The sequence below is a fragment of the Simplicispira sp. GW247-4R2A genome, from assembly GCF_059424465.1.
In genome coordinates this window covers 296254-319442 of record NZ_JBWKZM010000001.1, presented here as the reverse complement: position 1 = coordinate 319442, position 23189 = coordinate 296254, and the positions used below count along the sequence as shown (strand labels likewise).

Here is a 23189-nt window from a genome sequence, read left to right as displayed (position 1 = left end):
CCCCCCCCCCCCCCCCCCCCCCCCCCCCCCCCCCCCCCCCCCCCCCCCCCCCCCCCCCCCCCCCCCCCCCCCCCCCCGCAAGCGCAGATTGGGGGTCAACATGGTCAGAAGTTCCCCACGATGAAATCCTTGAAACGGCCGAATGCGGTCTGCACCGATCCCGTCTTTTGTGCCACCTTGAAGCCGCGCATGCGTGCCAGGCGCGCCTCTTCGAGCAGGCCCATCACGGTGGCGGCGCGCGGCTGGGCCACCATGTCGGAGAGCGCGCCGGAGTATTTCGGAATGCCGCGGCGCACAGGCTTCAAGAAAATGTCTTCGCCCAACTCGACCATGCCGGGCATGACCACGCTGCCGCCGGTCAGCACGATGCCCGACGAGAGCACTTCTTCGTAGCCCGATTCGCGCACCACCTGCTGCACCAGGGTGAAAATTTCTTCCACGCGCGGCTCAATCACACCGGCCAGCGCCTGGCGGCTGATCATGCGCGGGCCACGGTCGCCCAGGCCCGGCACCTCGACCTGCGCTTCGGGGTCGGCCAGCAACTGCTTGGCGTAACCGCTTTCCACCTTGATTTCTTCCGCATCCTTGGTAGGCGTGCGCAGCGCCATGGCGATGTCGCTGGTGATCAGATCGCCAGCGATCGGAATGACGGCCGTATGCCGGATGGCGCCGCCGGTGAAAATGGCGATGTCCGTGGTGCCGGCGCCGATGTCCACCACCGCCACGCCCAGCTCGCGCTCGTCGTCGGTCAGCACTGCCTGGCTCGATGCCAGCGGGTTGAGCAGGAGCTGCTCGACTTCCAGCCCGCAGCGGCGCACGCACTTGATGATGTTTTCGGCCGCGCTCTGGGCGCCGGTCACGATATGAATCTTGGCCTCCAGGCGGATGCCGCTCATGCCGATGGGCTCTTTCACATCTTGCCCGTCGATGACGAATTCCTGCGGCTCGACGAGCAGCAACCGCTGGTCGCTGGAGATGTTGATGGCCTTCGCGGTCTCAATCACGCGGGCGACATCGGCAGGCGTCACTTCCTTGTCTTTCACCGCCACCATGCCGCTGGAATTGAGCCCGCGAATGTGGCTGCCGGTGATGCCGGTGTAGACGCGCTGGATCTTGCAGTCGGCCATCAGCTCGGCCTCGCGCAAAGCCTGCTGGATGCTTTGCACCGTGGCGTCAATGTTGACCACCACGCCGCGCTTGAGTCCGTTGCTCGGTGCCACGCCCAGCCCGGCGAGCCTGAGCGTGCCACCGGGCAGTACCTCGGCCACCACCGCCATGATCTTGGCGGTCCCAATGTCCAGCCCCACCACCACGTCTTTGTATTCTCTTGCCATAGGTCTGATGCCTCTTGTTGTCTAGCGTGCCGCGTGGGCGTTGGTTTGGGCAGTGACGGTGGTCACGCCGCGCAAGCGCACTGCGTAACCACCGGTATGGCGCAAGTCTGCGGATTCCAGCGCATCCGCGCGGCGCCCGAACTGGGTGGCCACGCGCGTGAGCGTTTGTGCAAAGCGCTGGGTGCGCGCAATGACTTCGGGGGGCGTGCCACCACCGAGCTCGACCGTGGCGTCCTCGCCCAAGGTCACGCGCCAGCCCCCGCGTACCGAGAGCGCGAGGGCCGTGATATCGAGCCCCAGGGGTTCGAAAATGGGTTCCAGCGCCTGCGCCATGGCGAGCACCTGCGCCGAACTGCCTTGCGGTCCGTCCAGGCGCTGCAAGTCTTCAAGTTCGTCGTCCACACCGTTGGACTCGAACACTTCCCCCTCGGTATTGACCATGGCCGTACCCGATTCGGGCCCCCAGTGGGCCACCGCATGGTGCTCCGTCAGGCGCACGCGCAAGGTGCGAGGAAATTCACGCTGCACCTGCGCGCTGCGCACCCAAGGCACTTGCTCGAAAGCGCGGCGCACGTTCTGCAAATTCATGGTGAAGAAATTGCCGGAAATTTGCGGCGCCACGTTGGCCCGCAGCGTCACCGCGTTGTTGTGCGCCAGTTCGCCCTGCACGACGATGCGCGCAATGGCAAAAGCGGGGTGGCGCAGCGCCCACCACGCGCCGCCCGCCAGCGCAAACAATGCGCAACCGGTGAACAGCAGCGTGGCCGTCAGGTTCATCAACCGGACGTCGAGCGGCGCGGCCAGAGTGGTCACTGCGCGCCTCCTGCCAGCGTGCCTGCTGGCGAGTCGAGGGCAGCGCCCGCCAGCAGCAGCAGACACAGGTCCTCGTACGACAAGCCTGCGGCACGCGCCGACATGGGCACCAGCGAGTGGCCCGTCATGCCGGGTGAGGTATTGATCTCCAGCAAAAAGGGCTTGCGGTCGCTGGCGCGAATCATCAGGTCGGCGCGGCCCCAGCCGCGGCAGCCAAGCGCCCGGTAGCTGGCCAGCACCAGGCGCTGGATTTCGCGCTCCTCAGCCTCTGGCAGGCCACTGGGGCAGTGGTACTTGACCTCGTCGGTGAAGTACTTGTTCTGGTAGTCGTAGGCACCATTCGGGGCTTCGATCCGGATCACGGGGAGCGCACGCGCCTCTGCGCCCGTGCCCAATACGGGGCAAGTCACCTCTTCACCCTCGATGAATTCTTCACACAGCACTTCGGGCTCGTACCGGGCGGACAACGCCACCGCTGCCTGCATGTCGGAATAGCCATTGACCTTGCTGACGCCGATCGACGAACCCTCGTGCGGCGGCTTGACGATCAGGGGCAGGCCCAGCGTATCGGGCACGGCACGTAGGCGCTCGGGCGTCTGCTGCTCGGGCGTCAGGCACACATAGCGCGGCGTCGGCAAGCCTTCGGCAATCCACATGCGCTTGGTCATGACCTTGTCCATGGCAATGGCAGAGGCCAGTACCCCCGGGCCGGTGTAGGGAATGCCCAGCAGTTCCAGCGCGCCCTGCACCGTGCCGTCTTCGCCGTGGCGGCCATGCAAGGTGATGAAGCAGCGCGCAAAACCTTCACGCCGAAGTTCCCCCATGTCGCGCTCCGCTGGGTCGAAGGCGTGGGCATCGACACCGCGCGACCGGAGCGCGGCGAGCACGCCGCGTCCCGACATGAGGGACACCTCGCGCTCGGCCGACGTGCCACCCATGAGCACGGCCACCCTGCCCAGGTTCTGCACGTCAATATTCACATCTTTATGGCTCATAGCGCTTGTCTTGTCTACGATGACAGCTCATGTTTTTGTAGCAATTCTACCGTGCGCGCGGACACATTGCCAATCGATCCGGCGCCCATGCACAAGACCACGTCGCCTGCTCTGGCAAGTTCGGCAATGGCGCGTGGCAGCGCCGCCACATCATCGACAAAGACGGGTTCAACCTGCCCGGCAACGCGCAGCGCACGCGCCAGCGAACGGCCGTCTGCGGCCACGATCAGAGGCTCTCCAGCGGCGTACACCTCCGTCAGCAGCACGGCGTCGGCCTTGCCGATGACCTGAACAAAATCCTCGAAGCAATCGCGTGTGCGCGTGTAGCGATGCGGCTGGAAGGCGAGCACCAGGCGCCGCCCGGGAAAAGCCCCGCGTGCAGCAGCCAGCGTGGCCGCCATCTCGACGGGATGGTGGCCGTAGTCGTCGATGAGCGTGAAGGCGCCACCCCCCGTGGCCGGCAGATCGCCGTAGCTCTGAAAGCGCCGGCCCACCCCCCGGAAATTCTCCAATGCGCGCAGCACCGCCGCGTCGTCAATGGACAGTTCCACCGCCACCGCAATCGCCGCCAATGCGTTCTGCACGTTGTGCTCGCCCGCGAGGTTGAGGCGCACCTCCATGTCCGGCAACGTGACGCCATTGCGCCGCTGTACGGTAAAGCACATTTGCGCACCTTCGGCGCGCACGTTCAGCGCGCGCACCTGGGCATCCTCTGAAAACCCATAGCTGGTGACGGGGCAGGACACCTGGGGCAGGATGTCGCGCACCGCGGCGTTGTCGATGCACAGCACGGCCGCGCCGTAGAACGGCATGCGGTGCAGAAAGTCAACAAACGCCTTTTTCAGCCGGCCAAAGTCGTGCCCATAGGTTTCCATGTGGTCGGCGTCGATGTTGGTGACGACCGCCATCACGGGCAGCAAGTTCAGAAACGAGGCGTCGGATTCGTCCGCCTCGACGACGATGTAGTCGCCGCCGCCCAGCTTGGCATTCGCTCCAGCGCTGTTGAGACGCCCACCGATCACGAAAGTCGGATCGAGCCCGGCCTCGGCGAGCACGCTGGCCACGAGGCTGGTGGTGGTCGTCTTGCCGTGCGCACCGGCGATCGCGATGCCCTGCTTCATGCGCATCAGTTCGGCGAGCATGAGGGCACGCGGCACCACGGGGATCTTCTTCTCACGCGCGGCCAGCACTTCCGGGTTGCCTTCCTGCACCGCGGTGGACGTCACCACGGCATCGGCGCCTTCGACATGCGCGGCCGCATGGCCCAGGTGGGTGGCAATGCCCATGGCCTGCAGACGGCGCAGCGCAGCGCTGTCGGCCAAGTCCGAGCCGCTGACGGTGTAGCCTTGGTTGAACAGCACCTCGGCGATACCGCTCATGCCCGAACCACCGATGCCGACGAAGTGAATGTGGTGAATGGCGTGCTTCATGCGGCCAGCTCCTCGCAGGCGGCTACCACCGCGTTCGTCGCATCCAATTTTTGCATCTTTTTGGCCTCTAGCGCTTTGTTCATCAGCGCATTGCGCTCCATATTTCGTAGCATATCAGCAAGCCGCTGCGGGGTCAGTTCGCGCTGGGGAAGCAGCCATCCGCCGCCCGCGTCGACGAGAAAGCGCGCATTCGTGGTCTGGTGGTCATCGACCGCGGAAGGAAAGGGCACGAAGACCGCAGCGGCACCGACGGCCGCAATTTCGGTCACGGTGCTGGCACCGGCGCGGCAGACGATGAGGTCGGCGGCGGCGAAAGCGCTGGCCGTGTCGTCAATGAAAGGCGTGAGCTCGGCCTCCACACCAGCAGCGGCATAGTTGGCGCGCAGGCGCTCGATCTGCGCGGCGCCGCTCTGGTGCAGCACCTGTGGGCGCTCGGCCGGCGAAAGCAAGGCCAGCGCCTGCGGCACGGTGTCGTTGAGTGCCTGTGCGCCCAGGCTCCCGCCCACCACCAGCAGGCGCAGCGGACCGCTGCGCCCGGCAAAACGCTCGGCCGGGCCCGCCTGTTGCATGAACGCCGCGCGCAGCGGGTTGCCCACCCATTCGGCCTTGCGCAGCACGTTGGGAAAGGCCGTGAACCGCTTGTCGGCAACGACCGCCAACACACGGTTGGCCATACCGGCGACCGAATTTTGCTCATGCAGCACCAATGGCTTGCCGGCCAGAACGGCCATCATGCCGCCCGGAAAGCTGATGTAGCCGCCCAGGCCCACCACCACGTCGGGGCGCACGCGGCGCACCACCGCCAGCGCCTGCCAGAAGGCGCGCAGCAGGCGCAGCGGCAGCAGCGCCAGCGTGAGGACACCCTTGCCGCGCACACCGCCAAAAGCAATCGTCTCGAGCGCAAAACCCTGTGCGGGCACCAGGCGCGACTCCATGCTGCCGGGCGCGCCCAGCCAATGCACGCGCCAGCCGCGCGTGCGCAGTGCCTGCGCCACGGCAAGACCGGGGAAGATGTGGCCACCGGTGCCGCCCGCCATGATGAGGGCTGTTTTGCTGCTCATACGCGGCCTCCGCGCATGCACTGCCGCGCAGTGCGCAGTGCTGGCGCACTGCAGGGTTTGTTTTGCAGAAACAAGCATCTCATACGCGGCCTCCGCGCATGCGCTGCTGCGCAGCGCGCAGCGCTGGCGCACTGCAGGAGCTTGTTTTGTCGAAACAAACATCTCATACGCGGCCTCCGCGCATGAGATGTTTGTTTTCGTAATCCACTCTGAGCACCACCGCCAGGGCCACCAGGTTCATCAGAATCGCCGAGCCGCCAAAGCTCATCAGGGGCAGCGTCAGGCCCTTGGTCGGCAGCGCGCCCAGGTTCACGCCCATGTTGATGAAGGCCTGGAAACCCATCCACATCGCCACGCCTTGCGCCACCAGGCCGGAAAAGACGCGGTCAAGCGCGATGGCCTGGCGGCCGATGTGCATGATGCGGCGTGTCAGCCAGAAGAACAGCACGATCAGGGTCAGCACCCCCACCAGGCCGAATTCTTCGCCGATCACGGCCAGCAGAAAGTCGGTGTGCGCTTCGGGCAGCCAATGGAGCTTTTCCACACTGCCGCCCAGGCCAACACCGAAAATCTCGCCGCGACCGATGGCGATCAGCGAATGCGAGAGCTGGTAGCCCTTGCCCAGGGCATGCGCCTCGGTCCAGGGGTCGAGGTAGGCAAAGATGCGCTCACGCCGCCAGTCGCTCATCATCACCATGGCCGAGAAAGCGGCGAGCAACACCGTGGCGATGAGAAAGAACATGCGCGCGTTGACACCCCCCAGGAACAGGATGCCCATGGCAATCACGGCGATGACCATGAAAGCGCCCATGTCGGGCTCGGCCAGCAGCAGACCGCCGACCAGCGCCACCGCCGCGCCCATGGGGAGCACGGCACGGAAAAACCGCTCTTTCACATCCATCTTGCGGCACATGTAGTCGGCCGCATAGATCACCACCGCGAACTTGGCCAGCTCGGAGGGCTGGAAGTTCATGATGCCCAACGACAGCCAGCGCCGCGCGCCGTTGACGACCGTGCCAACGTGCGGCACCAGCACGGCAATCAGCAGGGCGATCGAGAGCAGGAACAGCGCGCGGGCCTGGCGCTCCCACACGGCCATGGGAATCTGAAAGGTGAGCAAGGCCGCCACAAACCCCATCACCAGCGCAAACATGTGGCGCACCAGGAAATGGGTGTGCGAAATATTGCCGAACCGCGGGTTGTCCGACATGGCGATGGAGGCGGAATACACCATCACCAAACCCCAGGCCAGCAGCGCCACCACCACCCAGAGCAGCGCCTGGTCGAACCCCAGCACGCTCGCTGGTGTGGCCGTGCTCTGGCGGTATTCCATGCCTCCCGCGCGCACCGGCAGGCCTTCCGTGCTGTGCTGCCTGCGCGCGGCAAGCCATGCCGCGATGCGGCCGCTAAAGCGAGACGCGACGGCGCTCATGCCGCACCCTCCCAGGGTTGCCCGGCGTCCTGCGCGCGTTCGCGCACGAGGGCGGCAAACATTTCGCCGCGCTGCACGTAGTGCTCGAACATGTCAAAACTGGCGCAGGCAGGCGAAAGCAATACCGCGTCACCCGCATGGGCGCGGCGGGTCGCCAGGTCCACGGCTTCGGCCAGCGTGCTGGCGTCCAGCAGCGGAACGCCGGTGGATTCGAGGGCGGCGCGAATCTGCGGCGCGTCGCGCCCCATCAGTACCACGGCGCGGGCGAAGCGCTCCACCGGCGCGGCGAGCGGAGAAAAATCCTGTCCCTTACCAACCCCGCCCAGGATGACGACCACGCGCCGCTCGGCGCCCAGGCCGGAGATGGCGGCCACGGTGGCACCGACGTTCGTCCCCTTGCTGTCGTCGAAATACTCGATGCCGTCGAGGGTTCCCACCGGTTCGACACGGTGCGGCTCGCCACGGTAGTCACGCAGCGCGTAGAGCATGGGGCCCAGCGCGCCACCTGCCGCCTGCGCCAGCGCCAACGCGGCCAGTGCGTTGACCGCGTTGTGCCGGCCGCGAATGCGCAGCGCGTCGGTGGGGATCAGGCGCTGGATGAAGATCTCGTCCGGCTCCGCGCCCTGCCCCGCACTGCTGCGGCGCGGGGCGCGCTTTCGGGTCTCGTCGGCTTCCTGCGCCCGTACCAGCCAGGCCATGCCGTGCACCAGCTCGATGCCGAAGTCGCCAGGGCGCTTGGGGCTATCGGCGCCAAACGTGACGATCTCGCGCTGCACGACTTTCGCCTGCTTGCCGCGCGCGCCCCCTTCGGGCACAGCCGCTGCACTGGCCGCAGCGTGCATCTGCATCACCACCGGGTCGTCGCGGTTGAGCACCATCAGGCCTTGCTTGCCAAACACCCTGGCCTTGGCCTCGGCGTAGGCCTGCATGCTGCCGTGCCAGTCCAGATGGTCTTGGGAAATGTTCAGCACCGCGGCCGCGGTCGGCTCGAAATTTGCGGGGGCATCCAGTTGGAAGCTCGAGAGTTCCAGCACCCAGACCTCGGGGAGCGCGCCACTGTCGAGGTGCTGCGCCAAGGTATCGAGCAGCGCCGGGCCAATGTTGCCCGCCACCGCCACGCGCGCACCGCCCTCTGCGGCCAGCAGGCCGGTGAGCGCGGTCACCGTGGTCTTGCCATTGGTGCCGGTCACCGCCAGTACCCGCGGTGCGTAGCCGCAGGCGCTGCGCAGCGCCGCCAGAGCGTCGGAATACAAGCCTAATTCGCCTTCAGCGCTTATTCCATCTGCGTTGGCAGCTACGATTGCAGGAGCAATCTCGGCAGGACTCAAACCCGGCGAACGCAGGACCGCATGCAGGCCCTTGCCCGCCACCAGATCTGCACCAAAAGCGCCGCCGACAAACTGCACCTGGGGCAGTTCGCTCCGCAGGCGCGCCAGCAACGGGGGCTCGGCGCGTGTATCGGCCACCGTCACCGCCGCACCACAGCGCACGCACCAGCGGGCCATGGACATGCCCGAAATGCCCAGACCCAGCACCAGCACCGAGCGGCCTGCAAGCAGGCCCTGCACGGCCTCAGCCGGAGCCATGGTCGGCAGCTCTGAAGGCACCTCCGCGGCTTCGCTCTGGGCCGCCACTTCGCTGGAGGGCGCCTCGACAGCTACCGCATCGGCGCTGCCAATGTCGCTGAACATGCGCGCTACGAACTCGCTGGCATCGCGCGCGGCGTGCAGCGGCTGCGCGGCCTGCACTTCACCCGCAGCAGGCGTGGGCATTGGCAAAGCCGAGCCCGCACCGGGCAGGGGCGCGGCGTTGTCGTGGGGCAGTTCAGGCGTCTCGTTCATCGCAGTTTCAGGGTCGAGAGGCCGATGAGACACAGCAGCATGGTGATGATCCAGAAACGCACAACCACCTGCGTCTCCTTCCAGCCGCTCTTTTCAAAATGGTGGTGCAGGGGCGCCATCTTCAGCAGGCGCCGCCCTTCGCCATAGCGGCGCCGGGTGACCTTGAACCACATCACCTGCGCCATCACCGAGAGTGCTTCGACGACAAAAATTCCGCCCATGATGGCGAGCACCACTTCCTGGCGCACGATGACGGCGATGGTGCCCAGCGCCGCCCCCAGCGCCAGAGCGCCCACGTCGCCCATGAAGACCTGGGCCGGATGGGTGTTGAACCACAGAAAAGCCAGCCCCGCGCCCGCCATGGCCGAGCAGAAGATGAGCAGCTCGCCGGCACCGGGGATATGCGGGAAGAGCAGGTATTTAGAGAAGGTGATGTTGCCGGTGACATAGGCAAACACGCCCAGCGCCGAGCCCACCATGATCACCGGCATGATGGCCAGACCGTCGAGCCCGTCGGTCAGATTGACCGCATTGCTGGAGCCCACGATCACCAGGTAGGTCAGCACCACGAAGCCGACCACGCCTAGCGGGTAGCTGATTTCCTTGAAAAACGGCAGCAGCAGCCCAGCCTGCGGCGGCAGGTCGACCGAGAAGCCCGAACGCACCCAGGTGACAAAGAGCTGGAACACCTTGGGGTTGGAGCCCTCGGAAATACTGAACACCAGGGCCAGCGCCGCCAGCAGACCGATGATGGACTGCCACATGTACTTCTCGCGCGAGCGCATGCCATTGGGGTCCTTGTAGACCACCTTGCGCCAGTCGTCGGCCCAGCCGATGGCGCCAAAACCCAGCGTGACGATGAGCACGATCCAGACGAAGCGGTTCGATAAATCGGCCCACAGCAAGGTCGCCACGGCGATGCACAACAGAATCAGCACCCCGCCCATGGTCGGCGTTCCGCTCTTGACGTGGTGCGTTTCCATGCCGTTGGTGCGAATCGGCTGGCCGATCTTGAGCGCGGTGAGGCGCCGAATGACGCGTGGCCCGGCAATGAGCCCGATCAGCAGCGCCGTCATCGCCGCCATCACGGCGCGCAGCGTGAGGTATTGGAAGACACGCAAAAAACCCAGCTCCGGCGAGAGCGATTGCAGCCATTGCGCAAGCAGCATCAGCATGCGGCACCTACGACATTGATCGAGGACTCGGCCTGTTGCGGCTGGGCCGCCTCGTTGAGGGTGTGCACGGCCCGCTCCATGCGCATGAAGCGCGAACCCTTGACGAGCACGCTGGCGACGCCGGGAAGCGCCGCTCGCAGCGCGGCCTGCAAAGCTTCCATGCTGTCGAAATGGCGCGCTCCGGGGAACGCCGCTGCGGCCTGTGCCGACTGCTCGCCCAGGGCAAACAGCTGCTCGATGCCGCGCGCATGCGCATGGGCGCCGGCCTCTTGGTGAAAACGCGGCCCTTCATCGCCCACTTCGCCCATGTCGCCCAGGACCAACAGGCGCGGGCTGGGCATCTCGGCCAGCACCTCGATGGCCGCATGCATGGAATCGGGGTTGGCGTTGTAGCTGTCGTCCACCAGCGACAGGGTACGGCCTTGCAACGGCACGGCGAGCGCGCGCGAGCGGCCCGCGACCGCACGAAATTCGGCCAGACCGCGTGCGACGGCCGCCAGCGGCACGCCCGCAGCCAGCGCACAAGCCGCGGCGGCCAAGGCGTTGCGCAGGTTGTGGCGCCCCGGCATGGCCAGGGAGAAAACCAGCACTCCGTTTGGCGTGGCGCAGCGTGCCTGCCAGGAAGCACCCTGCCACTCTGCGGCTTGTACGTGCAACTCCCCTTGGTCCATGCCAAAGCCGAGCATTCGCCGCGCACCGGCAAGGCCACGCCACATCGGCGCATAGTCGTCGTCAGCGGGAAAAACTGCCGTCCCATCTGCGGGAAGTGCCGCCAGCACACTGCCGTTTTCACGCGCCACCGCGTCCACGGTGTGCATGAATTCAAGGTGCTCGCGTTGCGCGTTGTTGACCAGCGCCACCGTGGGCCGCGCGAGCGCGGCAAGTTCGGCAATCTCGCCGGGGTGGTTCATACCCAGTTCAACCACGGCAAAGCGGTGCGCAGGGGTGAGGCGCAGAAGCGTCAGCGGCACGCCAATGGCGTTGTTGAAGTTGCCGCGCGTCGCCAGCACCGCCTCGCCCGCATGCGCGGCGAGGATGGCCGCGACCATCTGCGTCACCGTGGTCTTGCCGTTGCTGCCGGTCACGGCGATCAGCGGCAGATCGAACTGTGCACGCCATCCCGCAGCCAAAGCGCCCAGCGCCGCCAGCGGGTCAGGCACTTCGATGCCGGGCAACCCGGCAGCTTGCAGGCCACCCTGCGCCAGCGCCGCAGCAGCGCCCAGAGCGGCTGCTTGCGGCAAAAAGGCCTGCGCATCGAAGCGCTCGCCACGCAGGGCGACAAACAAATCGTCCGCCTGCAGGCTGCGGGTATCGGTGTGCACGCGCAGAAGTGGCGTTGCCGGGTCTCCCACCAGCCGCGCCTGGGGAGCACTGGCGCGGACCCAGTCGAAAGCGGACTGCAGCGTCATCATGGCGGTCATGCGGCAACTCCCCGGCGCGCCAAGGCAGTGCGCGCGTGTTCCAAATCGGAAAATGGCCGTTTGACGCCTGCCGTCTCCTGCCAAGCCTCGTGCCCCTTGCCGGCAATCAGCACCACATCGGCAGGCGCCGCCTGCTGCAGCACCTGCGCAATGGCGGCGGCGCGGTCGGGTTCGGCGCGCACGGTGTTGCCGGCAATGGTGCCGAGCAGAATCTGGTGCACGATGGCCGCGGGGTCTTCGCTGCGCGGGTTGTCGCTGGTGACCACCACCTGGTCGGCGTGCTGCTGCGCTGCCGCGCCCATCAGTGGACGCTTGCCGGCATCGCGGTCGCCGCCGCAGCCAAACACGCACCACAGCTGGCCACCGCGCTCAGCGGCCAGGGGACGCAGCGCCTGCAAGGCTTTCTCCAGCGCATCGGGCGTGTGCGCGTAATCCACCGCCACCAGGGGTTGCCCGGCGGCAAGCAGGCGTTCCATGCGGCCCGGTACTGGCGCAAGCTGCTCGCAGGCACGTACGGCGGCGGCCAACGGCACGCCCAGCGCTCGCATGGCAGCGATCACGCCCAGCAGGTTAGAGATGTTGTATTGGCCGATGAGCGTGGTGTGCAGGCGCAGTTGCTCGTCCCCCTCGCTCAGCAGGCACTGCAGGCCTTGGGCGCCGAGCGCCACCTCGCTGGCGCGCAGGCGTGCCGGGCCGGTTTGCGACACGGTCCACAGGTCCAGCCCGGCGGCTTCCATCTGCCCCTGCAGACTGGCGGCAGCCGCATCGTCGAGGTTGAGCACCGCAGCGCGCAGGCCCGGCCAGGCAAACAGCGCGCGCTTGGCGTCCAGGTAGGCCGCCATGCTGCCGTGGTAGTCCAGGTGGTCCTGGGTGAAATTGGTGAACACTGCCACCGCAATGCGGGTGCCGGCCAGGCGGTGCTCGGCAATGCCAATGGACGAGGCCTCGATGGCACAGCTCCTGGCCCCCGCGTCCACCAGCGCGCGCAGGCCGCGCTGCAGGCGCACCGGGTCGGGCGTGGTCAAACCCGTTTCTTCCAAAGCGGCGGGAAAACCCATGCCCAAAGTGCCGACTAGCGCACAAGGTGCATGGGCTGTTAGCTCGCATCCTGATAGCGCTTGCGCGAGCCACCAGGCGGAGCTGGTTTTTCCGTTGGTGCCGGTAAAGGCGACCATTTCCAGGCCATGCGAGGGCACGCCAAACCAGGCAGACGCGATCTCGCCGACTGCGGCCTTCAGCCCCTGGAAGGTGGCAATATCGTCCCCCGCGAGATCAAACGCCTCACCGCCCTCAGCTTCCACCAGGCAGGCGGCGGCACCGCGCGTGCGCGCGTCGGCCAAATGTGCCCGCGCGTCGGTAGCCGCACCAGGCCAGGCAATGAAGGCGTCACCAGGCGCAACCTGCCGGCTGTCGGACTGCAGCGTGCCGGTGGTGCGCTCGCGCAGCCAGGCCAGGGCTTCGTCGGTGTCGTGCAGGACGCGCGTCACAGTGGCTCCTCCACCCCGTTGGCAACAATTTGCGGCTTCACGGCAACGTCGGGTTGCACCCCCATGATGCGCAGCGTTTGCTGGACCACCTGGCTGAATACTGGTGCGGCAACCTCGCCGCCATAGACCATGCCGTTGCTCGGTTCATCCACCATCACGGCGACGATGATGCGTGGCTTGTCAATGGGCGCCATCCCGTTAAACCACGCACGGTACTTGGTGGTGGAATAGCTTTTACCGACCTGTTTGCGCGCGGTACCTGTCTTGCCGCCGACCGAGTACCCCAGGGTCTGCGCCTTGGCCGCGGTGCCGCCAGGGCCGGCGGCCATCTGTAGCATCTTGCGCACTTCTGTCGCCGTTCTCGGCGAGAAGACGGGCACACCCACTGCCGGCCCGGTGGCCTTGAGCAGGGTGGCGGGAATGATCTGGCCGTTGTGTGCAAACACGGTGTACGAGCGCGCCATCTGGAACAGGCTGGCCGAAAGGCCGTAGCCGTAGGACATGGTGGCCTGCTCGATCGGGCGCCAGGATTTGTAAGGCCGGAGCTTGCCGCTCACCACACCGGGAAACTTCAGTTGCGGCTTCTGCCCAAAGCCGGCAGCGGAAAACGTCTCCCACATCTCGCGCGCCGTCATCTGCAGGGCCAGCTTGGTGGCACCGACGTTGCTCGATTTCTGAATCACCCCCTCGACCGTCAGCACGCCGTAGTTGTGCGTATCGCTGATGGTCGAACCCGTGATCGTGATGCGCCCCGGTCTGGTATCGACCAGCGTGGTCGGTGTGACGCGCCCGCTCTCGAGCGCCAGCCCGATGGTGAAGGGCTTCATGGTCGAGCCGGGTTCGAAGGTGTCGGTGAGCGCGCGGTTGCGCAGTTGTTCACCGCTCAGATTGCGGCGGTCGTTGGGGTCATAACTGGGGTAATTGGCCAACGCCAGCACTTCACCAGTTTCGGCGTCAAGCACGACCACGCTGCCGGCCTTGGCCTTTTGCGCGATCACTTCGTCACGCAGCTTCTGGTAGGCGAAGAATTGCACCTTGCTGTCGATGGAGAGCTGCAGATCGCGCCCATCGACCGGCAGCACATCATCCCCCAAGCCCTCCACCACGCGGCCCATGCGGTCCTTGATGACACGGCGCGAACCGGCCTTGCCGGCCAATTGGTCATTGAAGGCCAGCTCCATGCCCTCCTGCCCCTTGTCTTCGACATTGGTGAAACCGACGATATGCGCCGCCGCTTCGCCCTCGGGGTATTCGCGCTTGTATTCCTTGCGCTGGTAGATGCCCTTGATCTTGAGGGCGGCGATTTTCTGGCCGTTGTCCCATTCCACCTGGCGCTGCAGCCAGACGAAGGTCTTGTCGTCATCGGCCAGCTTGGCAATGAGCGTGGCGTAGGGCATGTTCAGCAGGTCGGCCAGTTGCCTGAGCTGCGCCTTGGCTTCGGGCGTGTCCTGCACCACGTCTTCAGGAATCGCCCAGATGCTGGCCGCAGGCACGCTGGACGCCAGAATCATGCCGTTGCGGTCCAGAATGCGGCCACGGTTGGCCGGCAGTTCCAGCGTGCGCGCAAATCGCACCTCACCCTGGCGTTGGAAAAATGCGTTGTTGATGACCTGCACATAGGACGCACGCGCCCCGAGCGCGACAAACCCGAGCGCGACCATGGCGACAATGAACTTGCTGCGCCAGACCGGCGTACGGCTGGCCAGCAGGGGGCTCATGGTGTAGCGCACGCTGCGGCTCATGGGTGTGCTCCAGCGGCAGACGCTGCGCTTTGCGCAGGAGCAGCACCGCTTACTGCGGCCAGGCCAGCGGCAGCGCCCTCGGCCTGGGTGATGTAACGGGTAATGGCCGGCGTGGCCGGGCGCATGGCGAGTTGCGAGCGCGCCAGCGACTCGACGCGCAGCGGCGTGGCCTGCGCCCGCTTTTCTACCTGCAGGCGGTCGTGCTCGGTGTCAAGCCGGCGCGCTTCGCTGCGGGCACGGTCCAGCGCGGTATAGAGCTGGCGCGATTCGTACTGGGTGTGCACCAGGTAGAGCGCACTGCCCAGCACCACGACGATCAGAAAAAGATTGATGCGCGCCACGCTTCAAGCCTCCGTGCGCCGAGCGACGCGCATGATGGCGCTGCGCGCACGTGGGTTGGCGGCCACCTCGGCTGCGCCAGGGCGCACGCGCGCGAGCACTTCGAGCTTCATCGCGCGGGGCGCGGCGAAAGGCGCGCGCCGGTCGAAGACCTCCTTGGAGTGCAGCGCCATGAACTGCTTGGTGATGCGGTCTTCGAGCGAGTGAAAGCTGATCACCACCAGCCGCCCGCCGGGCGCGAGTACCGACAGCGACGCCTCTAGCGCCTGTTGCAGCTCTTCAAGTTCGGCGTTGATGAAAATCCGAAAAGCCTGAAATGTGCGCGTTGCAGGGTTCTGGCCTGCCTCGCGGGTTTTGACCGCGCCAGCCACGAGATCGGCAAGTTCGGCGGTGCTGCCCAGAGGGCCGCGCTCCTGCCTCCGAGCAACAATCGCCTTTGCAATGGGGCCAGCAAACCGTTCTTCACCGTATTCACGTATCACCTCCGCTATTTTGTCCACCGGTGCGTCTGCCAGCCACTCGGCCACGCTTTGGCCCCGCGTGGTGTCCATGCGCATGTCCAGTGGGCCATCGAACCGGAAACTGAAGCCCCGCTCGGGCGAATCGATCTGCGGCGAACTCACGCCCAGGTCCAGGAGAACACCGGCCGCACTTTGCGGCGGCAAATCGGCCAGCTCCGAAAAGCCGGCGTGTCGAATGGAAAAACGCGCATCGTCGATGCGCGTTGCTTCTTGGATGGCTTCGGGATCCTTGTCGAACGCCAGGAGCCGGGCGCCGGGCGGGATCCGTGCGAGGATCCTCCTGGAATGCCCTCCCCGGCCAAAGGTGGCATCTACCCACAGACCGTTGCTCCAGCCGTCCACATCCGCCAGCAAGGCGTCCACCGCCTCGTCCAGCAGCACGGTGGTATGGCGAGGCGCTTCTGCCATGGCGGTCAAAATGAAAAATCCTTGAACACGTTGGGCATGGCTTCCTGCGCGGCCTTGGCCTCTTCGGCGTCGTACCTGGCCTTGTCCCACAACTCGAAATGCTTGCCCATGCCAAGCAGCAGCACGTCACGCGAGAGGCCGGCAGCTTGGCGCAACTCGGGGGAGATCAGCACCCGGCCGGTGCCGTCCATGTCCACATCCATGGCGTTGCCCAGGAACATGCGCTTCCACCACTGCGCTTCCATGGGCAGGTTGGCGATGCGGTCGCGAAACTTTTCCCACTCGGGACGCGGGAACACCATCAGACAGCCGTGCGGGTGCTTGGTGATGGTGAGCTGGCCGGCGGCGTTCGCGCTCAGGACGTCCCGGTGCCGGGTCGGCACGGAAAGCCGCCCCTTGGCATCGAGACTGAGCGACGACGCACCTTGAAAGACCATCCGTTCCTCTGCTTGTTCTGCTGCCGGTCTCCCCCCGGAAACACCAGGAGACGGCACTTTTCACCACAAATTTGCACTTTTTTGCACTGTAGCAGGAAAAGCCACCCGAACAAGAGGGCTTGCAACATCTTCTTGCAATGAAATCAAGAGCTTAGACGCGGTTTCTGAAACGATTTCAGGAAAAAATCGTTATTTAAAAAGAAGTTAGCAGCGGTACTGAAAGTGAATCCTCAGTCTGCAGGCGGTCGCAACCGGGCAACGGCAGAATCCGCCGGCGCCTCAAAGAATGAAACGCGAGAGGTCTTCGTCCTGGCTGAGGGCTTCCAGGCGCTGGTCGACATAGGCCGCATCGATGTGCACGGTCTGGCCGCCGCGGTGCGCCGCATCGAAGCTGACTTCGTCCAGCAGGCGCTCCATCACGGTGGACAGGCGCCGCGCGCCGATGTTCTCGGTGCGCTCGTTGACGTCAAAGGCAATGTGGGCCAGCCGCGTAATGCCCTCGGGCGTGAACTCCAGCACCACGTCTTCGGTGGCCAGCAAGGCCTGGTACTGGCGCACCAGGGATGCATCGGTCGCCATCAGGATGGCTTCGAAATCCTGCACCGACAGCGATTCGAGCTCGACGCGGATCGGAAAGCGCCCCTGCAGTTCAGGAATCAAATCACTGGGCTTGGCCAGGTGAAAGGCGCCCGAAGCGATGAACAGGATGTGGTCCGTCTTGACCATGCCGTATTTGGTGGACACGGTCGTGCCTTCGACGAGCGGCAGCAGGTCGCGCTGCACACCCTGGCGCGAGACTTCGGCACCACCCGTTTCCTGGCGCGAGGCCACCTTGTCAATCTCGTCGATGAAGACAATGCCATTCTGCTCGGCGTTGGCGATGGCCTGGGTTTTGATCTCTTCCTCGTTGACCAGCTTGCCGGCCTCTTCGTCGATCAGCAGGCGCCGGGCTTCGGCAATGGGCAGCTTGCGCTTGTGCCGTCGCTCCTGGGCCACCTGGCTGAACATGCCGCGCAGTTGCTCGGCCATCTCGTCCATGCCTTGCGGCCCCATGATTTCGAGCTGCGGGCGCGCTTCTGCCACTTCAATCTCAATCTCGCGTGTGTCGAGTTCGCCTTCGCGCAGCTTTTTGCGAAACACCTGGCGCGTGGGGCTGGCTTCGCTCACCTCGCCAGTGCGCGCAGGCGGCAGCAGGGCGTCAAGCAAGCGCTCTTCGGCCGCATCTTCAGCGCGCGTGCGCACCTGGCGGGTGTGCAGTTCGCGCTGCTGCTTGACCGCGATCTCCGCCAGGTCGCGGATGATGGCGTCCACGTCCTTGCCGACATAGCCGACCTCAGTGAACTTGGTCGCCTCCACCTTGACGAACGGCGCATCGGCCAGGCGCGCCAAGCGGCGTGCGATCTCGGTCTTGCCAACGCCGGTCGGGCCGATCATCAGGATGTTCTTGGGCGTGATCTCGTGGCGCAGCTCGGCCGGCACCTGCTGGCGGCGCCAGCGGTTGCGCAGGGCAATGGCGACGGCGCGCTTGGCGGCGGCCTGGCCGACGATGTGGCGGTCAAGTTCGGAGACGATCTCCTGGGGGGTCATCGAAGACATAATAATATGTGGTTATTTTGGCCTCTAGCGCTTATCTAGTAACCGTTAGCAGCTATATATTTGATAGTTCCGCCACGCCAGCACTCAGAGCGTCTCGATCGTGTGCTGCATGTTGGTGTAGATGCACAGCTCGCCGGCAATCTCCAGCGATTTCTTGACAATCTCGGCGGGGCTGAGCTCGGTGTTCTGCAGCAAGGCCTTGGCAGCCGAGTGGGCGTAGGCCCCGCCGGAGCCAATGGCCACAATGCCCTGCTCGGGTTCCAGCACATCACCGTTGCCGGTGATGATGAGCGAGGCTTCCAGGTCGGCCACGGCCAGCATGGCTTCGAGCCGGCGCAGCACACGGTCGGTGCGCCAATCTTTGGTCAGCTCGATGGCAGCGCGCGTCAGGTGACCCTGGTGCTTTTCCAGCTTGGCCTCGAAGCGCTCGAACAGCGTGAATGCATCGGCCGTGGCGCCGGCAAACCCGGCCAGCACCTTGCCATGGTGCAAGCGGCGCACCTTGCGCGCCGTGCCTTTGACGATGATGTTGCCCAGCGTGACCTGGCCGTCGCCGCCGATGGCGACCTGCATGCCGGTGGGCGTCTGGCGCCGCACGCTGAGAATGGTGGTGCCGTGAAAAACCGGCGCGTTGTTAGAAGCATCCATAGCGCCCGCAGATGGGGGCGCGGGTGATTCTTTCAAGCTCAGTCCTTGCGGGCCACCACCCAGGCGTGCTCGTTGATGCCGACGACGTTGAAGAACACCGCCACCAACCGGTGCAAGTTCACGAACTGGACGACGCGGCGCTCGGCCTGCTGCTCGGCCGCCCAGTTAAGGACCGACCCCGCAGCCGAAAAATCGATGCGTATCAGCCGGTCGCAGTGCACTTGCAGCGGCACATCCGCGCCTGCCCCTGCAGCAATGGCGGCCGCTGCCACGGCCTCCAGCGCCGCCGTGGCGTCGCCTTCCACATGCCCAACCAAACCCTCGGCACCCGCAACCAGAGGGGCCGGTGCAATGGGTTCCCCACCCGGCGCCAGCGGGTCCCATCGGGCCCGCGCCATCAGTTCCGTGCTGGAGCCCGCAGGCGCCGCTGCGGCGCCACTGCCCGCGTCGTCCTGGTAGGCACAGCGGGGGGACTGCCAGGACGGGGGCGAGACCTCATAGGTGACGCAATAGTCCAGGGCCACCATTTCAAACTCGTCGGGCCGCCCCATCAGGCGCAGCGCCGCCATGCGCAAGCGCCACCAGTCCGGAGATTGGGCACGGTCACCAGACTGGGTGTGCGCTTCGAGCACGGCCTGCAGACAGTCGGTTCCGACAAACACCACCTGCCCTTTCTGCTCGGCCCAGCGCTCAAATTCGGTCGCCAGCGCGGGAACCGCTGCTTCGTCGATGTCGGTGAGCCTGGACCAAGTCAGGGTCCAGGGCGACGCGGCGCGGCCCAATGCGGCTTGCAGCGCGGCCACGGTTTGCAGCGTCAGCCTGGGTGGGGCATTCCAGGCGAAATCTCGCCGCGCAGGGGCAACGTCGGCCGCAGGCTCTGCCACCATCCCGAGCTGCGCGGGCATGGAAAACCACAGGGGAGCCGAGCGGTCAAAGCGCGCGGCGAAGTCGATGGCGAGCGCATCGAATTGATCTTGCTGGCCGGTGGCGCGGTACAGGTCGAACAGCGTCATCCATATTTCAAACAGCGGCTCCGGTGCATCATTGCCATGCTGCGCCAGCACCTCTTGCAGCCCAGCTTCGGCACCTTCGTGGTCGCCATTGGCGAACCGGATGGCCGCCTCTTCGAGATCGGGTTCGTGCACGAATCTCTCCAGTTCAGGTGCCGCAGCGGATGCGGCGAGTGCCGTGGCAGATGCCTCACCCGCCGGCCGGGCGCCTGTCGCGCTGCCAAACGCGGCGATGGCCATGCTGTCATCGGCGAAAAGTGGTGCCGCAGGAGCGCTCAGGCCCACCGACAGCGAGAGCGGCGCAGTCGGCGCAAAGGCTGTACCGCCAGCGTTTGATTCCCTCTGCGAGGCACCACCCGCTTGCGGCGCGTCCAACCCCATGGGCTCGGTGGGCGCCTCGGCATTGTGCTTGCTCTTCCACCACTGCATCGACATCTGCGCCTCGATCTCGTCGATCTTCTTGATCGTGCCGGCCCGATCGTCCGGCGAGGTGAGGCTGCTTTGAAAGAACGATGGGCGCGCCGCCGGGTCTTCGACCCGTTGCCCGCTCAGCGCGTCGCGCGCGCGCAGTTTGCGCAACTGATCGAACTCACGCCGGCGCACGAAGTCGTTGCGGCGCTTGCGCTCGATCATTTCCTTGAGCATTTGCTTGCTGTACTGGCTCTCGCGATCGGCTTCGATGGAGTCGAGATCGGTCCAGTTCACCGTCGGGTTGCGCACGAACCGCACCACCTTGGACAAAAGGCCGGTGGGGGGAGTGTCTTCCTTGCTCATGGAGAACAGTTTACGGGCCCAGGCGCAAGTTCGGGCAGGCGCACACTCTTTTTCAACCGGTGCGCTGGGTCAGTCGCCAAACATCTTCTGTTTGAGCTCACGGCGCTGTTGGGCCTCTAGAGAGAGGGTCGCCGTGGGGCGTGCCAGCAGGCGGCCGACGCCAATCGGCTCGCCCGTTTCGTCGCAATAGCCGTAATCGCCGCTATCGATGCGGGCAATGGATTGCTCAATCTTCTTGAGCAGCTTGCGCTCGCGGTCGCGCGTGCGCAGCTCCAGTGCATGCTCTTCCTCGATGGTCGCGCGATCGGCTGGATCGGGCACCACCACGGTGTCCTCACGCAGGTGCTCGGTGGTTTCACCGGCACTGTTGTGAATGTCCAGCTTGAGCTGAACAAGCTTGTGGCGAAAGAACGCCATCTGCTTGTCGTTCATGTACTCGGCGTCGGGCATGGCAAGCACTTCGGCGTCGGTGAGATCTTCGGCCGCGCGCGTCTTCCAGTTGTCCACCAGCTTGGGGTCCTTCTTCGGCGGTGCGGCCGGAGCCGCCATCAGTGCCTGGGAGGGCGGTGGCGTGGAATAACTCGACTTGGCAGCCGTGGATGCAACGGACTGCGCCATCGAAGGCACCGTCAACTGCGTCAGACGCGAAGAAGGGCGCGGGCTACGCAGCACGCCGCTGGATGACACGGGTGCAGGCGCAGGTACAGGTGTTGGCGCAGGCGCCTTGGCCGCAACTTTGGCTGAAGCCTTCGCCGCCGACTTGGTGGCCGTTTTGGCCGTAGCGGATGGCGCCTTGGCAGTTGCCGTGGTTTTGCTGGTAGTAGCGTTCAATTCCCGTCTCCTCGCAGTTCGGTGGGTTTCGCGCGGTGCGCGGGCCAGGGGGCAATAGACTCCCCAGTCTTTACCGGGCCGCGATTGTATCGACACCGCCTTGCGCCCGAGCCAGCGTTGCGCAATACCCACAAAACTGCGGCTCTATGGGTCGCAGCCTGCGCGCAGGCATGCGGCGCGAGGGAACGAACTTGAGAGGGCGTTATGTGGCCAGGCACTGCTCCAGACCCTGTTCCAGAATATCGCGCGGCAGGTCGATGCCAATGAATACCATGCGGCTCTCGCGCGCCTCGCTCTCGGCCCAGGCAGGCCCCAGGTCGCTGCCCATGAGCTGGTGCACACCCTGGAAGATGACCTTGCGGTCCGTTCCGGTCATGCTGAGCACGCCTTTGTAGCGCAGCATGCGCGGGCCATAGATATTGACAATGGCGCCCAGAAAATCTTCCAGCTTGGCCGGATCGAACGGCCGGAGACTGCGGTAGACAAAGCTCTTGACATCGTCGTCGTGGCGATGGTCGTGCGCGCCACCGTGCTGGTGCGAGGGATGGCTGCAATGCTCGCCGTGTTCATGGCCATGGTCATGGTCATGGTGGTCATCCTCCGGCTTCAGGAAATCCGGGTCGATGTCGAGCTTGACGTTCAGGTTGAAGCCGCGCAGGTCCAGCACCTCAGAAATAGGCACTTCGCCGAAATGCACGGCCTTGATCGGTGCGCGCGGGTTCATGTGCTTGAGGCGGTGCGTCAAGTCAGCCACGTCCTCGGCACTGACCAGATCGGTCTTGGAGAGAAATATCTGGTCGGCAAAGCCTACCTGGCGGCGCGCTTCCTGGCGCTGATCGAGTTGCTGCGGTGCGTGCACCGCATCCACCAGGGTAACGATGGAGTCGAGCAAATAGGTTTCGGCGATTTCCTCGTCCATGAAAAACGTCTGTGCCACCGGCCCCGGGTCGGCCAGGCCCGTGGTTTCGATCACGATGCGGTCAAACTCGAGCAGCCCCTTGCGGCGCTTGGCGGCCAGCAACTGCAAGGTTTCACGCAAGTCTTCGCGAATGGTGCAGCAAATGCAGCCGTTGCTCATCTGCACGATCTGCTCTTTGGATTCGGTCACCAATATGTCGGTGTCGATGTTTTCTTCGCCAAACTCGTTCTCGATCACGGCAATCTTCTGGCCGTGCACCTCGCTGAGCAAACGCTTGAGCAAGGTCGTTTTGCCCGAGCCGAGAAAGCCGGTGAGGATGGTGGCGGGGATGAGGGACATGAAAAACCTTGAGAAAGATGCGCCCACCGCGCCCGGCCGGACGCAATATGGCGGTGGTACAGGGGATATGGAGACTGTAGCGGAGCTGTCAAGAGGCAGCCCAAGCCAGCGACCGCAGCGCCACAGGGGTTCTCACGGCTTGCGCATCACCACCAGGCCCTTGAGGTACTCGCCCTCGGGAAATTCCAGCGTCATCGAATGGTCCGGCGCCCCGCCCAAACGCTCCAGGATGTAGCCGTCCACCCCCGCATCGGCCCCGGCCGAGGCCACGATCTTGTGGAACAGGTCGGCGCTGATGCCGCCCGAGCACGAGAAAGTGAACAGCACCCCGCCCGGCTCCAGCAGCTGCAGCGCCAGCCGGTTGATGTCCTTGTACGCCCGGGCAGCGCGCTCGGCGTGCGCCGCCGTGGGGGCAAACTTGGGTGGATCGAGCACGATGGCGTCAAATTGCCGCCCTTCCTTCAGAAACTGGCGCAGCGAGGCGTTCACATCGGCGTCGAGGAAACTGGCGCGGGCCGGATCGAAGCCATTGAGCACCACATGGGCGCGGGCGCGTTCGAGCGCCGGGCCGGACGAATCGATGGACACCACCTCGCCATCCACCACCCCGGCCGCGGGGGGGGGGGGGGGGGGGGC

The 23189-nt window shown here is 65.4% G+C and carries 20 protein-coding genes; all 20 read right to left on the bottom strand.

The window, feature by feature from the left end; genetic code table 11:
- Positions 1-104 precede the first annotated feature (104 nt).
- On the bottom strand, positions 105-1334 hold the full coding sequence (gene ftsA / locus AC07ZH_RS01515; protein ID WP_495198249.1) for a cell division protein FtsA: 1230 nt from the start codon (positions 1332-1334) through the stop codon (positions 105-107).
- A gap of 21 nt (positions 1335-1355) precedes the next feature.
- On the bottom strand, positions 1356-2111 hold the full coding sequence (locus tag AC07ZH_RS01510) for a cell division protein FtsQ/DivIB (protein WP_495198257.1): 756 nt from the start codon (positions 2109-2111) through the stop codon (positions 1356-1358).
- A gap of 32 nt (positions 2112-2143) precedes the next feature.
- The gene (locus AC07ZH_RS01505; RefSeq protein WP_495198248.1) at positions 2144-3142 is read right to left on the bottom strand and encodes a D-alanine--D-alanine ligase; all 999 of its coding nucleotides are present in this window, start codon (positions 3140-3142) and stop codon (positions 2144-2146) included.
- Between the two features lie 14 nt (positions 3143-3156).
- Positions 3157-4572, bottom strand: a complete 1416-nt coding sequence (murC, locus tag AC07ZH_RS01500) for a UDP-N-acetylmuramate--L-alanine ligase (RefSeq protein WP_495198247.1) — start codon at positions 4570-4572, stop codon at positions 3157-3159.
- The gene (murG, locus tag AC07ZH_RS01495) at positions 4569-5633 is read right to left on the bottom strand and encodes an undecaprenyldiphospho-muramoylpentapeptide beta-N-acetylglucosaminyltransferase (RefSeq protein WP_119109492.1); all 1065 of its coding nucleotides are present in this window, start codon (positions 5631-5633) and stop codon (positions 4569-4571) included. Before murG ends, murC begins: the two co-directional genes overlap by 4 nt.
- Positions 5634-5796: 163 nt before the next feature.
- Entirely contained in the window at positions 5797-7065 is a 1269-nt protein-coding gene (gene ftsW / locus AC07ZH_RS01490; RefSeq protein WP_495198246.1) for a putative lipid II flippase FtsW, read from the bottom strand.
- Entirely contained in the window at positions 7062-8906 is a 1845-nt protein-coding gene (gene murD / locus AC07ZH_RS01485; RefSeq protein WP_495198245.1) for a UDP-N-acetylmuramoyl-L-alanine--D-glutamate ligase, read from the bottom strand. Before murD ends, ftsW begins: the two co-directional genes overlap by 4 nt.
- A complete protein-coding gene (gene mraY / locus AC07ZH_RS01480) occupies positions 8903-10081 on the bottom strand; it encodes a phospho-N-acetylmuramoyl-pentapeptide-transferase (RefSeq protein ID WP_119109194.1) in 1179 nt (392 codons plus the stop codon). The genes murD and mraY overlap by 4 nt, the downstream gene beginning before the upstream one ends.
- The gene (locus AC07ZH_RS01475; protein WP_495198256.1) at positions 10075-11493 is read right to left on the bottom strand and encodes a UDP-N-acetylmuramoyl-tripeptide--D-alanyl-D-alanine ligase; all 1419 of its coding nucleotides are present in this window, start codon (positions 11491-11493) and stop codon (positions 10075-10077) included. The genes mraY and AC07ZH_RS01475 overlap by 7 nt, the downstream gene beginning before the upstream one ends.
- A gap of 5 nt (positions 11494-11498) precedes the next feature.
- Positions 11499-12989, bottom strand: coding sequence for a UDP-N-acetylmuramoyl-L-alanyl-D-glutamate--2,6-diaminopimelate ligase (locus AC07ZH_RS01470; RefSeq protein WP_495198244.1), 1491 nt, complete (start codon positions 12987-12989; stop codon positions 11499-11501).
- Positions 12986-14731, bottom strand: coding sequence for a peptidoglycan D,D-transpeptidase FtsI family protein (locus tag AC07ZH_RS01465; RefSeq protein WP_495198243.1), 1746 nt, complete (start codon positions 14729-14731; stop codon positions 12986-12988). The genes AC07ZH_RS01470 and AC07ZH_RS01465 overlap by 4 nt, the downstream gene beginning before the upstream one ends.
- Positions 14728-15072: a cell division protein FtsL gene (gene ftsL, locus AC07ZH_RS01460; protein WP_495198242.1), complete on the bottom strand. Its 345-nt coding sequence runs from the start codon at positions 15070-15072 to the stop codon at positions 14728-14730. Before ftsL ends, AC07ZH_RS01465 begins: the two co-directional genes overlap by 4 nt.
- A gap of 3 nt (positions 15073-15075) precedes the next feature.
- Complete coding sequence (gene rsmH / locus AC07ZH_RS01455; RefSeq protein WP_495198241.1) at positions 15076-15999, bottom strand: 16S rRNA (cytosine(1402)-N(4))-methyltransferase RsmH; 924 nt, start codon at positions 15997-15999, stop codon at positions 15076-15078.
- A gap of 5 nt (positions 16000-16004) precedes the next feature.
- Entirely contained in the window at positions 16005-16436 is a 432-nt protein-coding gene (mraZ, locus tag AC07ZH_RS01450) for a division/cell wall cluster transcriptional repressor MraZ (RefSeq protein WP_495198240.1), read from the bottom strand.
- A gap of 279 nt (positions 16437-16715) precedes the next feature.
- Entirely contained in the window at positions 16716-18032 is a 1317-nt protein-coding gene (gene hslU / locus AC07ZH_RS01445; RefSeq protein ID WP_119109200.1) for an ATP-dependent protease ATPase subunit HslU, read from the bottom strand.
- A gap of 84 nt (positions 18033-18116) precedes the next feature.
- Entirely contained in the window at positions 18117-18680 is a 564-nt protein-coding gene (gene hslV / locus AC07ZH_RS01440; protein ID WP_119109201.1) for an ATP-dependent protease subunit HslV, read from the bottom strand.
- A gap of 38 nt (positions 18681-18718) precedes the next feature.
- Entirely contained in the window at positions 18719-20464 is a 1746-nt protein-coding gene (locus AC07ZH_RS01435) for an STAS domain-containing protein (RefSeq protein WP_495198239.1), read from the bottom strand.
- Positions 20465-20533: 69 nt separating this feature from the next.
- Positions 20534-21295 carry an RNA polymerase-binding protein DksA gene (gene dksA, locus AC07ZH_RS01430; RefSeq protein WP_495198238.1) on the bottom strand — a complete coding sequence of 254 codons (762 nt, stop codon included), beginning with the start codon at positions 21293-21295 and terminating at the stop codon, positions 20534-20536.
- A gap of 202 nt (positions 21296-21497) precedes the next feature.
- Positions 21498-22553, bottom strand: coding sequence for a CobW family GTP-binding protein (locus AC07ZH_RS01425; protein ID WP_495198237.1), 1056 nt, complete (start codon positions 22551-22553; stop codon positions 21498-21500).
- Positions 22554-22685: 132 nt separating this feature from the next.
- Positions 22686-23189 (bottom strand): class I SAM-dependent methyltransferase (locus AC07ZH_RS01420; RefSeq protein ID WP_495198236.1); only part of this gene is annotated, 504 nt, incomplete at its 5' end.

What these genes read in the sequence shown, in the direction of transcription:
- ftsA (WP_495198249.1), bottom strand. Translation starts at nt 1,334, where the DNA reads ATGGCAAGAGAATACAAAGACGTGGTGGTGGGGCTGGACATTGGGACC.
- AC07ZH_RS01510 (WP_495198257.1), bottom strand. Translation starts at nt 2,111, where the DNA reads ATGAACCTGACGGCCACGCTGCTGTTCACCGGTTGCGCATTGTTTGCG.
- AC07ZH_RS01505 (WP_495198248.1), bottom strand. Translation starts at nt 3,142, where the DNA reads ATGAGCCATAAAGATGTGAATATTGACGTGCAGAACCTGGGCAGGGTG.
- murC (WP_495198247.1), bottom strand. Translation starts at nt 4,572, where the DNA reads ATGAAGCACGCCATTCACCACATTCACTTCGTCGGCATCGGTGGTTCG.
- murG (WP_119109492.1), bottom strand. Translation starts at nt 5,633, where the DNA reads ATGAGCAGCAAAACAGCCCTCATCATGGCGGGCGGCACCGGTGGCCAC.
- ftsW (WP_495198246.1), bottom strand. Translation starts at nt 7,065, where the DNA reads ATGAGCGCCGTCGCGTCTCGCTTTAGCGGCCGCATCGCGGCATGGCTT.
- murD (WP_495198245.1), bottom strand. Translation starts at nt 8,906, where the DNA reads ATGAACGAGACGCCTGAACTGCCCCACGACAACGCCGCGCCCCTGCCC.
- mraY (WP_119109194.1), bottom strand. Translation starts at nt 10,081, where the DNA reads ATGCTGATGCTGCTTGCGCAATGGCTGCAATCGCTCTCGCCGGAGCTG.
- AC07ZH_RS01475 (WP_495198256.1), bottom strand. Translation starts at nt 11,493, where the DNA reads ATGATGACGCTGCAGTCCGCTTTCGACTGGGTCCGCGCCAGTGCTCCC.
- AC07ZH_RS01465 (WP_495198243.1), bottom strand. Translation starts at nt 14,731, where the DNA reads ATGAGCCGCAGCGTGCGCTACACCATGAGCCCCCTGCTGGCCAGCCGT.
- rsmH (WP_495198241.1), bottom strand. Translation starts at nt 15,999, where the DNA reads ATGGCAGAAGCGCCTCGCCATACCACCGTGCTGCTGGACGAGGCGGTG.
- mraZ (WP_495198240.1), bottom strand. Translation starts at nt 16,436, where the DNA reads ATGGTCTTTCAAGGTGCGTCGTCGCTCAGTCTCGATGCCAAGGGGCGG.
- hslU (WP_119109200.1), bottom strand. Translation starts at nt 18,032, where the DNA reads ATGTCTTCGATGACCCCCCAGGAGATCGTCTCCGAACTTGACCGCCAC.
- hslV (WP_119109201.1), bottom strand. Translation starts at nt 18,680, where the DNA reads ATGGATGCTTCTAACAACGCGCCGGTTTTTCACGGCACCACCATTCTC.
- AC07ZH_RS01435 (WP_495198239.1), bottom strand. Translation starts at nt 20,464, where the DNA reads ATGAGCAAGGAAGACACTCCCCCCACCGGCCTTTTGTCCAAGGTGGTG.
- AC07ZH_RS01425 (WP_495198237.1), bottom strand. Translation starts at nt 22,553, where the DNA reads ATGTCCCTCATCCCCGCCACCATCCTCACCGGCTTTCTCGGCTCGGGC.